Below are 11,711 nucleotides of genomic sequence, written 5' to 3' on the forward strand. Positions count from 1 at the left end.
TTGTCAGCTTGCCCCGGAACGGCCCGGATCGGTAGGGGAGCGATGATTTCGGAAAGCGCTCTACGCGGATGGCGGGCAGGACCGATGCTCCATACGGGCGCCCAGCCGCTCGGCGAACGCGCGCGCGGCGGCCAGATCGGCGGGGCCGGGCCGTCCCTTGCGGATACCGCCGACGAGCCGGAACGGAAGGTAGGTGTCGAATCCGCGGCACAGGAAGGTTTCGGCCACCTCGAAGCCTTTTCGCTCGAGAACCCGCCCGAGGCCGCGGGTGTAGGGCCGGAACCCTGGTTCCGGCAGACCACTGGTGGCGAAGACGAACGCCGTGCGCCAGTCCCTCTCCGGGAGGGAGCCGACGAACCGGCGCAGCCGGGGATGGAAGTCCATGGTGAAGATCCCCGAGCCGAATCCGACGAGGTCGTAACCGGCGAGCTCGGCCACGTCGACCTCGTCGGGGGTGACAACGGGAGCGTCGAGGACCCGGCCCATGACGTCGGCGATCCTCTTCGTGTTGCCATGCGACACGGAGGTGCACACGATAACGGCCTTCATGACGATTCTCCTTGCGCTTTCTCGGAAATTCGGGTGTCGAGAGGACGGAGCACGTCGGCGGTACGCAGCTTGTCGGGGTTGCGGACCGCGTACAGCCCGGTGATGCGATCCCCGGTCAGTTCGACCATCAGCACCGAGTCGAGCCGCCCGTCGGCGCCGGAGCGGAACAGGACCGCGGGCAGCGCGTTGAAGCTCCCGAACTCGATGTCCATGTCCGCCATGCTGTTCCGCGCGAGCCCGACGAGATAGCGGGCGACAGGCGCGGCACCGGAGATCGGGCGGCGGGCGGCGGTGACCCGGCCGCCGCCGTCGGAGATCTGGACGACGTCGGGCGCGAGCACGTCCATCAGGGTCTGGACGTCGCCGGTGCGGGCGGCCGCCAGGAACCGGCCGATCACCGCCTGGCTGGTCTCGTCGTCGGGCTGGAAGCGCCGGCGCCGGGCGTGCACGTGTTCGCGGGCCCGATGCGCGATCTGGCGGACGGCGGTGTCGCTCTTGCCGATCATGTCCGCGATCTCGACGAGGCTGTGGCCGAACACCTCGGACAGCACGAACACCGCCCGCTCGGTGGGCCCGAGGGTTTCCAGCACGAGGAGCATGGCCATCGACACCGACTCCGCCAGCAGGAGGTCATGACTGGCGTCGTGGTCGGTGCGGATCGGTTCGGGCAGCCAGGTGCCGACGTAGTCCTCGCGGCGGCGGCGCACGGTCCGCAGCCGGTTCAGTGCCTGCCGCGTGACGATCTGGACGAGATACGCGCGAAGGTGCGTCACCTCGTCCGAGTCGACGTCGCACCACCGGAGGTAGCTGTCCTGCACCACGTCCTCGGCGTCGGCCGCGCTGCCGAGGATCTCGTAGGCGATCGTGAACAGCAAGGGCCGCAACTGATCGAACGTCATCTGCGCGTTCATCGGATCGCGGCCCTCGCGTGCACGGCCGAGGTGCCGCTGGGAAGCCATCGGTAGGCCCGCGGGAAGCGCATCGCGGTGATGGTGAAGCGGCACACCCGTTCCTTGATCACCGCGGCCGCCCGTCCGGACAACGTGAATCCCCGGGGGCTGTCGTCCCGGTACGTCGCCTGGATGAACCCGTCACGCCGGCCGAGGCTGATCCCCTGTCCCGCCATGCCGATCGACACCGGCGCCGGTCGTTCGCCCCTGATCAGCGCGAGCACCGTGTCGGCACCGTGGGCGCCCATGGGCATCGCCGCCTGACAACTCATCCGCAGATGATCCCCGACCTGTCCGGGTGGTGCGACAGCGTCACCGGCGCCGACGATCCGTTCATGCCCCGGGCAGACCAAGGTGTCGTCGGTGCGCAGCCGGCCGTCGGCGGTCACCGGCAGGCCGCTGCGCAGTGCCAGGTCCGGTACGTCGAACGAACCCGCCCAGACCGTGCAATCGCTGGACAGCCCGCCGGTGCCGGTTTCGACGCCGTCGGGGCGGACCTCGGTGACCCGGAGCCCGGTGCGCAGCCGGACCCCGGCGTTCGCGAGGCGCCGTTCGATGCTCGCTCGGCTCGGCTCGGGCAGCCACGGGGCGACCGACTGCGAGACCAGTTCGACACTCAACGACGGGTACCGGTACGCGATTTCGGCGGCGCTCTCGATCCCGGTCAGCCCGCCGCCGACCACCACGACGCGCGCGCCCGGCGGCAGTAGCCGCAGCCGCCTCCGCAACGACTCGGCGCCGTCGAGATCGCCGATACTCCAGGCGTTTCCGGACCCGGCCGGGCCTCGGGCGGCCGTGCTGCCCACGGCGTACAGCAGGTAGTCGAACTCGAGCGAGCCACCGTCTTCGAGGCCCACCGAACGCTCCGCGATCGCGTTCACCTTGCCCACCCGCAGCCGCACGCCACGACGCAGCAGATCGCTCAGCGGACGTTTCGCGTCCGATCCATCCGCCGCGTGCTCGTGCAACCGGACGCGTTCCACGAACTCCGGTCGCGGATTGACCACCGTCACGTGCACTTCCGGCTGTCCCGCCGCCGCGAGCCGGTTCGCGGCCATCACGCCCGCGTAGCCCGCGCCGACCACCAGCACCCGTGTCATCACGTCCACCTCCGATCGGATCGTCCGTACACTTCGTGGACACCGCCCGGCCGGAGACCGTGACAGCGGGGAGCTGTGGTCACGGTCACAACGACCTGTCGGCGGAAAAAGGGTTGTGCGCGGCGGGGCGCGGACGGTTAGCTTTGCGGCGGACTGTGACGACCTACGAGGAGGTGAGACCCGTGAACGCTGTAGCGATGTGGGTGCTCCCCCTCGTCAAATCACGGTCGGGCGACTGACGTAGGTGTCGCCGGGAGCGCCTCGACAAGGCAATCCCGAAAGGCGACATCCATGAACTCTGTGCATTTCACGTCGGGCACCGGCGAACACGCCGTGGTGCTCACGCGGGTCGGCGAGCGGCAGTGGCACGCGCTGGAGAACGACCGGGTGGTCGGTCGCGGCGAGGCTTCGCGCAGGCCCGACAGCCGGCTCTTCCTCAGCATCGACGCGTGGCACGGCGTGGTCTTCGACCACCTCGCCGAGGCCATGCTTCCCGAACTGCCGAAGCCGCTCTACACCGTGGTCGACGAGGCCGACCACGATTTGACGTCCCACTGGGAGCGAGCCGGGTTCACCATCCGGCGTCGCGAATGGGAATACCTCGTGCCCACCGATCCTCGGGTCACGGGACTCGGCTCGGTGAAACCACCGGCAGGCGTGACGATCGCGGGCATCGGCGAGGCGGCGGAGGACCCGCTGCGCGAGCTGGATCGCGCGATCCGCGACGAAGTCGAGGCCACGGTCGGCTGGCAGGAGATGCCGGCCGAGGTACTGCCCCGTCCGGAGGGCGTCACCGTGCTGGACCCGTCGAAGTACGCGGTGGCGGCGGAGTCCGGGCAGTACGTGGGATTGGTCCGGCTGGGGCCGCTGACCCGGCGGCCACGCATCGGGCTGATCGCGGTACTGGCCGACCGGCACCGCCGCGGTATCGCCATGGCGCTGCTCGCGGACGTGCTGGGCCGGCTGCACCGGCGCGGGATCGAAACGGCGTCGGCCGATGTCACCGAGTCCAACGGCGCGGCCATGGCGCTCTTCGAGAGCGTCGGCGCTCGCCGGGGGAACAGCAGCCTGGAGCTGGTGCTCCGCTGATCCCCGTCGCGGCGAGTTCGTTTCCTTCCCGGCTTTATCGATCGGAGAGACACCATGGTGAAAACAGCAGGGGGCATCGAAGTCGAGGGCACCGTCGTCGAGTGCCTGCGCAATGCCACCTTCAGAGTGGAACTCGAGAACGGGCACAAGGTGCTGGCCCATATCAGCGGCAAGATCAGGAAGAACTACATCAAGATCCTGCCGTTCGACCGGGTGCTCCTGGAGCTCAGCCCGTATGACCTCACCCGTGGCCGGATCCTGTTCCGGTACCGGAACTAGCTTTTCGTAGCGGCAAAGTTCTCGGTGCGGGAGGCCGTCGTCAGGGTTCAGGCCCTGGCGGCGGCCCCCGGTGTCCTAGCGCGTGGGTCAGTATTCGTTCTTGATGACGAAGTAGGAGCCGCGGATGGTTCCGGCCAGCTTCGACTTCTGCCGGGCGAACTTGAACGAGGAGAGTTCCGCGGGGATCTCCATCCCGTCGGAAAGCTTGAAGCCGACCGCCCGTTTCCCGGAGTCGTCCAAGGTGTACATCACGTTGATCGACAGGCCGTTCTCGTAGAAGACGTAGGCCATCCGGATGTTCTCGACCTGGAACTCGGTCGCTTCGAGCGGGCGGGAGGAAATGACGATGTCGCGCTCTTCCTTGAGGATCCGGTGCACCCAGTCGACGGTCGGCGTGGCGTCGCTCGCGGGCTCGACCGTGAAGACGTGGTCGTACTTGTTCTTGAAGTACCGGGCTTCGTTCGCCCGCAGGCCGGCGAGTGCGTCCGCGACCGGCGACGACTCCAGGCCGACGGTCGATACGGTGGCGAAGTCGACGGCATAGGACATGGCGAATCCCTCCGATACGGGTCGGTCGGACTCAGCGTATGCGCTGGTGGCGGAGGTAGACCACTCGGGAGCCCACGGTCCGGGACTCGATCAGCCGCAGGTCGAGGCGGTTCGCGAGAGGCGGGAAGTACGGAGTGCCGCCGCCGAGCACGACCGGGTTGACGAACTGGCGGTACTCGTCGATCAGGTCCTCGGCGATGGCCGCCGCGGCCAGGTTCGCCCCGCCGATGGACACCACGCCCTCGCCCGGCTGATCGCGCAGCCTGCCGACCTCGGTCGCCAGGTCGTCGGTGGCCAGGCGTGCGTTGCCCACCACCGAGGTCAGCGTGCGGGAGAACACCACCTTCGGGATCCGCCGCCAGATCCGGGCGAACTCCAGCTGCGCCGCGTCGGACATGGTCTGCTCGGCGGTCTCCCAGACCAGCATCGTCTCGTACAGCCGCCGTCCGCACAGGTAGCCCGCGAGGTGCCGGGTCTGCTCGACGTGGAAGTCGAACAACTCCGCCTCCGGGGCACCCCAGTCGATATCGCCGTCCGGAGCGGCGATGAAACCGTCCAGCGACACGCTCATCGAACAGATCACCGGCAGCATCGGGTACTCCTGTCGTCGATCATGGTGGTCACCTGGCGCTCGGCAGGGTTCGCCGGAGGAACTCCGTGGTCAGGTCCCAGGCTCGCGCGGCGGCCCGCGGGTGGTGGAACATCGGGGCGACACGGTTGTGGAAGGCGTGCCCGGCGTCTTCCTGGACGTGGATCTCGGCGCCGGGGTGTGCGGCGACGGCCTCTTCGACGAGCCGGACGTCCGAGCGAGGGATGTACGGGTCCTGGCCGCCGAAGTGGAACTGGATGGGGCAGCTGATCCGGTCCAGCTCGGCGATCTGCGCCGGCACGGTCGAGCCGTAGAAGGACACCGCCACGTCGGGATCGGACTGGGCCGCGGCCGCGAACGCCAGCGCACCGCCGAGACAGAACCCGAACACCCCGGCCCGGCCGTCGACCTCCGGGAGCGCGCGGAGGTGGGCCAGCGCGGCGAGGACATCCGAGACGCCCTTCCCTAGGTCGAAGTCGCTCATGATCTTCATCGACGCCGCGACGCCTTCCTCGTCGTGGGCCGAGGACCAGCCAGGGGCGAACCGCCAGAACAGTTCCGGCACGGCGACGACGTAGCCGAGATTCGCGAGGTCGGCCGCGACCGACTTCAGGTAGTCGTCGAGGCCGAAGATCTCCTGGACCAGCACGAGCCCCGGGCCCCGGCCGGATTCGGGCAGCCAGACCGGCAGGCCCACGGTGCCGTCGGCGAGATCCAGCTGATCGGTGCGTGTGCTCAAGACGTGCTCCCTGGTCGGAAATCGGTGAATGCCTTGACAAGGACGTCGTGCACGAGCCGGGCCTGGCGGCCGTCGGGGTCGAGGTCGGGATCGAACACGGTCAGCTCGAACCCGGCCACGCCGGGCAGCGCGAAAAGCCCGCGCAGCAGCGCGATGAGCGTTTCCGGGTCGAGACCGCCGGGATCGGGACTGTCCACTGCGGACACATACTCCGGGTCGAGCACGTCGATGTCCACGTGTACCCAGAAGCCGTCGAGACCCGAGAACGTCTCCCGCGCAGCGGAAAGTGCCTCGCCGACGCCGCCCGCCATGAGCGATTCGCTGGCGACGGCGCGAATCCCGGCCGCGCGGACGTCGCCGGATTCGCGTTCCCGTACGCCGAGCACGACCACGTTCTCGTCCCGCACGTACGGCCGCAGGCCGTCGATGTCGGCGAGATCCGGCGCGCCCCGGCCGGTCATGATCGCCAGATCCTCCCCGGCCGCCGCGCCGACGTGCGGGGAGTTCTCCAGGCTCCGGAAGTCACTGTGCCCGTCGAGGTACGCGATGCCGTACCGGCCTTCGCGGCGCAGCGCCAGCGCCGCGGCGAGCGCGATCGAGCAGTCCCCGCCGAGTACCACGGGAAAACCGCCGCCGGCACGAACCTTCGCCAGCCGGGCGGCGAGCGCGCGGGTGTACGCGGCGATGGCGGCCGAATTGCGGACGCCGTCACCCGGCTCCCAAGTGGACAGATACCGCCCCGGCGTCACCACTCCGGCGTCGGCGGCGCCGAGCGCGGCGACGATCCCGAGGTCCCGCAGGACCCCGGGTGTCTTGTAGCAGCCCGGTACGGCGCCGTCGGCCGGTGGGCGCAGGCCCAGGTTCGACGGCGCGTCGAGCACGACGAGATTCCCCATGGCCGTCACCCTAGCGGCGGCCACCGACAATTCCCGGGTTACTGGTCGCCGCAGGTGATCTTCGGCGACGGGTCGTACTTCACGGTCCTGGTCGAGCGGCTGACCTCACGGCCGGTCGCGGCGTCCTTGAGCACGCGCGTGTCGCTGGTGGTGAACCCGGGGCCACCGCTGGACGGGTGGCAGTTCTGCTTCGGCCCGGCCCGCTCGAACGGCGGAGTCTCGTTGGTCCGGCCGCCGGGGATCGACTCGACGGTGTACCGCTTGGTGCCCCACAGTTTCACCGTGATCGAGGACGGCGTCCAGATGGTCTGGATCGCGACGCCGTTCGGGCTGTCGTTGGTGAATTTCAGGTCGATCACGCTGGAACCGTTGGGGTTCTGGAACACCGTCGCCTCGCGCCCGGCGGGATAGCGGCTGATGTAGTAGCTGTGTTCCTTGTGCCCGGCGTCCTTCATGCCCGAGAAGTACGACGCGTTGTACAACGTGGTCGCGAACTGGGAGATGCCGCCGCCGATCTCGCGCGCGGGAGCGCCGTTCTCGATCACGCCCGCCTCGACATACCCCTGCGGCGCCCCGCGCGGGCCGGTGTAGCCGTTGAGGCTGAAGGTCTCGCCAGGTTTCACGATGGCGCCGTTGACCTTCTCGGCGACCACGCGGATGTTGGTCCCGGAGTCCGCGGCGAAACCACCGGTGGTGAACTCGCCGATGACCTCCTTCACACCGAGCTGGTTGGCCTGGTCGGTGGTTACCTTCGCCGGAGCGTTCTTGTACAGCGCGGCGAGCTCGCGGCCGTCTTTGCGCTTGAGGACGTCCGGCAGCGGTTTGAGGCTCGGGTCCCAGTCGATCGTGCGGCCGTCCACGGAGGGCTCGACAGCGGGTTTGCCGCCGTCGAACACGATCTCCGCGTCCTTGCCTTCCTTCTCCGTGGACTTCAGCTGCGGCCCGGCGGCCTCGACGATCTTCGCGTTGTCGACCTTCGGGTTCAGCATGCCGCCCTCGCCCGGTTCGAACGTGATCGCCGACGCGATGGCCTCCGGCTTGACCGTCGCGTCCTTGCCCTCGCCCTTGACCACGACCGGCGAGGCGACGGCCGGGGCGGCGAACGTGTCGAGCGCGGCCTGGACGCCCTGCGGCGTGGTCCGCACCGCCTTGGTGGTCACCGGCAGGTTCATCGTCTGCCCGCTCGCCCAGTGCGTGAGGATCTGCTGCGAGGCGGCGGCGACGTCGAGCTGCTGGCCCGGCTTCGGCATGACCGCGACCGGCTTCGCGCCCTCGAACCGCACGGTGCCCTCGGCGGATTCGCGGTCGACGCGGCCGCGCAGATCCTCCAGCGCGGCACCGAGCTTGCCCTCGTCCGCGTGCGTGACGACACCGACCTCGCGCGTACTGAACAGCGAAGCGAGCCGGGTGAACGGGTTGAGCGGCTGGTCGCCGGCCTGGTCGAGCGTGGCGGGCCAGTCCAGCCGCAGACCGGCGATGGTCGGCGACAGCGTCGACTGGACGTCACCCGCGGTCACCGCGAGCGGCCGGGTCAGCCGCGGTTCGATCGTGCCGCGCAGCTGCTGTTCGGCCTGTTTGCGGTCCAGCCCGCCGACGTCGACCCCGGCCACCGTGACGCCACGGGGGACACTGCCCTGGCTGGCGATCAGGTCGATGGCGTAGACGACCACGAGCAGGCCGAGCAGTCCACCGGTGATCCAGCCCGCCTTGCGCAGGCCAGGGCGTCGTCGCGGTGTGGTCGCCCGCGCGGCGGGCTCGATGACCTCGGTGGCCTCGGCCCGCTCCGGCGGGACAACGGGGAGAACGTCCGTCTGCTCGCCATGCGATTCCGGCCAGCGTGGTTCGTGCGGCAACTTTCCACCCTCCAGCCCGGCGCCGGGGTTGCGCCGCTGACGCGATCACGATAACGGGCCTTCGGACAAGCCTGACGACTCGCCCGTACGGGGGACAAAACGGTCACACTTAAGGGTGGATGGATCACCGCGGGTCAGGTTCGGGAGTATGCCCCAGCCGGGCGAGAAAGTCGAAATCGCAGCCCTTGTCCGCCTGCGTGACGTGCTGAGCGTAGAGCGCCCCGTAGCCGCGTTCATAACTCGGTTCCGGCGCTGTCCACGCAGCTCGACGCCGATCCAGTTCGGCGTCGTCGACCTCCAGCCGCAGCGTCCTGGCCGGCACGTCAAGAGTGATCCGGTCGCCGTCGCGGACCAGCGCGAGCGGGCCGCCCGCGGCCGATTCGGGCGCGACGTGCAATACGCACGCTCCGTAACTGGTGCCACTCATTCGTGCATCGGAAATCCGGACCATGTCGCGCACGCCGCCGGCCAGCAGCCGGTCGGGGATCGGGAGCATCCCGTACTCGGGCATCCCCGGCCCGCCGAGCGGTCCGGAACCCCGCAGCACCAGGACCGAATCCGCGGTGACGTCCAGTCCCGGGTCGTTGATCCGCCGCTTGAGGTCGGCGTAGTCCTCGAAGACGACAGCGGATCCGGTGTGGGTGAGCAGGTGGGCCTCGGCGGCGATGTGCTTGATCACCGCGCCGGACGGCGCCAGGTTGCCGCGCAGGACCGCGACGCCGCCTTCGGGAGCGATCGGGTTGTCGCGCGGCCGGATGACGTCGTCGTTGTGCACCCGCGCGGTCGCCAGCGTCTCGCCGAGCGTGCGGCCGGTGACGGTCACGCGGTCGAGATGCAGCAGGTCGGTCAGCCGCGACAGCAGCGCGGGCAGCCCGCCCGCGTAGTAGAAGTCCTCCATCAGCCACGCGCCACCGGGCCGGATGTTCGCCAGTACCGGCGTCCGCCGCGCGATCACGTCGAAATCGTTCAGGCTCAACGGGATCCGGCTCCGGCCCGCCATCGCGATCAGGTGAATCACGGCGTTGGTCGACCCGCCCAGCGCGAGCACAGTGGTGACGGCGTCGGCGTACGCGCGCTCGTCGAGCACGCGGCCGATCGTCAGGTCCTCCCAGACCATCTCGACGATCCGGGCGCCGCTGGCCGCGGCCATCCGGTGGTGCGCGGAATCGACGGCAGGGATCGACGCCGCGCCCGGCAGTGTCAGGCCGAGCACTTCGGCGGCCGAGGTCATCGTGGACGCGGTGCCCATGGTCATGCAGTGCCCCGGCGAGCGGGCGAGACCGCGTTCGAGCTCCGACAGTTCTTCGTCGCCGATCAGCCCGGCACGCCGGTCGTCCCAGTACCGCCACATGTCCGTGCCGCTGCCGAGGACCTCGTCGCGCCAGTGCCCGCGCAGCATCGGCCCGGCGGGGACGAAGATCGCCGGGAGCCCGGCGCTCGCCGCGCCCATGAGCAGTGCCGGGGTCGTCTTGTCGCAGCCGCCCATGAGCACCGCGCCGTCGATCGGGTAGGAGCGCAGGATCTCCTCGGTCTCCATGGCCAGGAGGTTGCGGTAGAGCATCGGCGTCGGTTTCTGGTACGTCTCCGACAACGTGGCGACCGGGAACTCCAGCGGGAAGCCGCCCGCCTGCCACACCCCGCGTTTGACCTGCTCGGCGCGCTCGCGCAGGTGCATGTGGCACGGGTTGATGTCGCTCCAGGTGTTGAGGACGCCGATCACCGGCTTGCCGAGGTGCTCGCCGGGGGAGTAGCCGAGCTGCCGGGCGCGGGCGCGATGGCTGAAGCCGCGCAGGTCGCCGCCGCCGAACCAGCGGTGGCTGCGCAGTTCCTCCGGAGTCTTCATGTGCGGTACGGTATCTGATATACGAAGCGTGTCGCATAACGTCGTCACAGCCTGGCTGGTTAGATTGACGGGATCTGCGAAGACCTGCCGATGCGGAGTGGCCGATGCCAGGGACGTTCAGCCTGCCCGCCTCCCGGACCGAGGTGGTCCTGGAGGAGATCCGGCGCGGCATCCTCAACCAGGAGTTCAAGCCGGGGCAGCCGCTGGTCGAGGCCGAGCTCGCGCAGCGGCTGGGCGTCTCCAAGACCCCGGTGCGCGAGGCGCTGAAGGTCCTGTCGAACTCCGGGCTCGTCACGTTCAGCCCGTACAAGGGCGCGTCGGTGAGCATTGTCGACGCGGAACTCGCGCGGTCGGTCTACGACGTCCGCACGGTGCTCGAACCCGAGGCGGTGCGCCGCGCCGTCGAGCGGCGTGAACCGGCGCTATTCGAGGACGCGGCCGAGGCGCTCAAGGAGGCGTCGGCGGCGATCGCGGACAAGGACCACGCCGCGCTGAGCCTGCTCAACCGGCGGTTCCACCGCGCGCTCTACCAGGGGTGCGGCAATCCGCTGATGGTGTCGATCCTCGACGACCTGCGGGACAGGGCGGCGCTGATCAGTGTCATCGGCTGGGAGGCGAATCCCAGCTGGCGCAAGGAATGGACCGAGCACAAGGCGGTGCTCGCCGCGGCGCGGAAGGGCGACGCCGACGGCGCGGCCGACCTGTTGCGCAAGCACGTCGGCGGGTTCCTCGACCGGGTCCTGAAGACGCTGGACGAGTGAAATGCGGCTGCTCCTGATCTCCGACACCCACCTGCCCGCGCGGGCGCGTGAGCTGCCGGACCAGGTGTGGCGGGAGGTCGACGCCGCCGACGTCGTCGTGCACGCGGGGGACTGGGTCGACGTCGCGACGCTCGACGCGCTCGAAGCCCGCAGCAAGCGGTTGATCGCGGTGTACGGCAACAACGACGGTCCCGCGTTGCGCTCGCGGCTGCCGGAGGTCGCGCGCGTGGAGCTGGGCGGCGTCCGGCTCGCCGTCATCCACGAGACCGGGTCGGCGAAGGGCCGCGAGGCGCGGTGCGACGCGCTGTTCCCCGATACCGACGTGCTGGTGTTCGGGCACAGCCATATTCCCTGGGATTCGGTGACCCCGGCGGGTTTGCGGCTGCTCAATCCCGGCTCGCCGACGGATCGCCGCCGCCAGCCGTATTGCACGTACCAAACGGTGCGGATTACGCGGGGCCGGTTGGCTGACGTCGCCTTGCACGAACTGCCGCGGCGGACCTGACGGGGTAGA

Annotated in this window: 13 protein-coding genes; 4 read left to right on the forward strand and 9 right to left on the reverse strand. The window is 69.6% G+C overall.

Annotated elements, in window-relative coordinates:
• Positions 1-60: 60 nt before the first annotated feature.
• From ACFW0G_RS37000 to ACFW0G_RS37010, 3 genes are read right to left on the reverse strand one after another with little or no spacing between them, the layout of a single operon-like run.
• Positions 61-549 carry a flavodoxin family protein gene (locus ACFW0G_RS37000; RefSeq protein WP_378330153.1) on the reverse strand — a complete coding sequence of 163 codons (489 nt, stop codon included), beginning with the start codon at positions 547-549 and terminating at the stop codon, positions 61-63.
• Positions 546-1,448 (reverse strand): RNA polymerase sigma-70 factor, encoded by a 903-nt coding sequence (locus tag ACFW0G_RS37005; RefSeq protein WP_378330154.1) that lies wholly within the window; start codon positions 1,446-1,448, stop codon positions 546-548. The genes ACFW0G_RS37000 and ACFW0G_RS37005 overlap by 4 nt, the downstream gene beginning before the upstream one ends.
• 8 nt (positions 1,449-1,456) lie before the next feature.
• Positions 1,457-2,599 (reverse strand): NAD(P)/FAD-dependent oxidoreductase, encoded by a 1,143-nt coding sequence (locus ACFW0G_RS37010; RefSeq protein ID WP_378330155.1) that lies wholly within the window; start codon positions 2,597-2,599, stop codon positions 1,457-1,459.
• Between the two features lie 291 nt (positions 2,600-2,890).
• Between ACFW0G_RS37010 and ACFW0G_RS37015 the strand changes: the two genes are divergently transcribed.
• Together ACFW0G_RS37015 and infA are read left to right on the forward strand one after the other, a co-directional pair.
• Positions 2,891-3,688: a GNAT family N-acetyltransferase gene (locus ACFW0G_RS37015; RefSeq protein ID WP_378330156.1), complete on the forward strand. Its 798-nt coding sequence runs from the start codon at positions 2,891-2,893 to the stop codon at positions 3,686-3,688.
• Positions 3,689-3,742: 54 nt separating this feature from the next.
• Positions 3,743-3,967: a translation initiation factor IF-1 gene (gene infA / locus ACFW0G_RS37020; protein ID WP_378330157.1), complete on the forward strand. Its 225-nt coding sequence runs from the start codon at positions 3,743-3,745 to the stop codon at positions 3,965-3,967.
• An 87-nt stretch (positions 3,968-4,054) separates the two neighbouring features.
• Here the strand turns inward: infA and ACFW0G_RS37025 are convergent, their stop codons facing one another.
• From ACFW0G_RS37025 to araD, 6 genes are all read right to left on the reverse strand, one after another.
• On the reverse strand, positions 4,055-4,516 hold the full coding sequence (locus ACFW0G_RS37025; protein WP_378330158.1) for a phage tail protein: 462 nt from the start codon (positions 4,514-4,516) through the stop codon (positions 4,055-4,057).
• A 31-nt stretch (positions 4,517-4,547) separates the two neighbouring features.
• Positions 4,548-5,108: a dihydrofolate reductase family protein gene (locus ACFW0G_RS37030; protein WP_378330159.1), complete on the reverse strand. Its 561-nt coding sequence runs from the start codon at positions 5,106-5,108 to the stop codon at positions 4,548-4,550.
• A 28-nt stretch (positions 5,109-5,136) separates the two neighbouring features.
• Entirely contained in the window at positions 5,137-5,844 is a 708-nt protein-coding gene (locus ACFW0G_RS37035; RefSeq protein ID WP_378330160.1) for a dienelactone hydrolase family protein, read from the reverse strand.
• Entirely contained in the window at positions 5,841-6,740 is a 900-nt protein-coding gene (locus ACFW0G_RS37040) for an arginase family protein (protein ID WP_378330161.1), read from the reverse strand. The genes ACFW0G_RS37035 and ACFW0G_RS37040 overlap by 4 nt, the downstream gene beginning before the upstream one ends.
• Positions 6,741-6,778: 38 nt before the next feature.
• On the reverse strand, positions 6,779-8,593 hold the full coding sequence (locus ACFW0G_RS37045) for a VanW family protein (protein ID WP_378330162.1): 1,815 nt from the start codon (positions 8,591-8,593) through the stop codon (positions 6,779-6,781).
• A gap of 124 nt (positions 8,594-8,717) precedes the next feature.
• Complete coding sequence (gene araD, locus ACFW0G_RS37050; protein WP_378330163.1) at positions 8,718-10,436, reverse strand: L-arabinonate dehydratase; 1,719 nt, start codon at positions 10,434-10,436, stop codon at positions 8,718-8,720.
• Between the two features lie 104 nt (positions 10,437-10,540).
• On the opposite strand from araD, the gene ACFW0G_RS37055 reads away from it, so the two are divergent.
• Positions 10,541-11,197, forward strand: a complete 657-nt coding sequence (locus ACFW0G_RS37055; RefSeq protein WP_378330164.1) for a GntR family transcriptional regulator — start codon at positions 10,541-10,543, stop codon at positions 11,195-11,197.
• Position 11,198: 1 nt separating this feature from the next.
• Entirely contained in the window at positions 11,199-11,702 is a 504-nt protein-coding gene (locus tag ACFW0G_RS37060; RefSeq protein ID WP_378330165.1) for a metallophosphoesterase family protein, read from the forward strand.
• Positions 11,703-11,711 lie beyond the last annotated feature (9 nt).

Source organism: Amycolatopsis sp. NPDC058986, from assembly GCF_042741125.1.
In the GTDB taxonomy this organism is placed as follows: Bacteria; Actinomycetota; Actinomycetes; order Mycobacteriales; family Pseudonocardiaceae; genus Amycolatopsis.

Coding starts and splice junctions, on each gene's coding strand:
- ACFW0G_RS37015 (WP_378330156.1), top strand. CDS start 2,891: ATGAACTCTGTGCATTTCACGTCGGGCACCGGCGAACACGCCGTGGTG.
- ACFW0G_RS37010 (WP_378330155.1), bottom strand. CDS start 2,599: ATGACACGGGTGCTGGTGGTCGGCGCGGGCTACGCGGGCGTGATGGCC.
- ACFW0G_RS37055 (WP_378330164.1), top strand. CDS start 10,541: ATGCCAGGGACGTTCAGCCTGCCCGCCTCCCGGACCGAGGTGGTCCTG.
- araD (WP_378330163.1), bottom strand. CDS start 10,436: ATGAAGACTCCGGAGGAACTGCGCAGCCACCGCTGGTTCGGCGGCGGC.
- ACFW0G_RS37000 (WP_378330153.1), bottom strand. CDS start 549: ATGAAGGCCGTTATCGTGTGCACCTCCGTGTCGCATGGCAACACGAAG.
- ACFW0G_RS37060 (WP_378330165.1), top strand. CDS start 11,199: ATGCGGCTGCTCCTGATCTCCGACACCCACCTGCCCGCGCGGGCGCGT.
- ACFW0G_RS37030 (WP_378330159.1), bottom strand. CDS start 5,108: ATGCTGCCGGTGATCTGTTCGATGAGCGTGTCGCTGGACGGTTTCATC.
- ACFW0G_RS37005 (WP_378330154.1), bottom strand. CDS start 1,448: ATGACGTTCGATCAGTTGCGGCCCTTGCTGTTCACGATCGCCTACGAG.
- ACFW0G_RS37025 (WP_378330158.1), bottom strand. CDS start 4,516: ATGTCCTATGCCGTCGACTTCGCCACCGTATCGACCGTCGGCCTGGAG.
- ACFW0G_RS37040 (WP_378330161.1), bottom strand. CDS start 6,740: ATGGGGAATCTCGTCGTGCTCGACGCGCCGTCGAACCTGGGCCTGCGC.
- infA (WP_378330157.1), top strand. CDS start 3,743: ATGGTGAAAACAGCAGGGGGCATCGAAGTCGAGGGCACCGTCGTCGAG.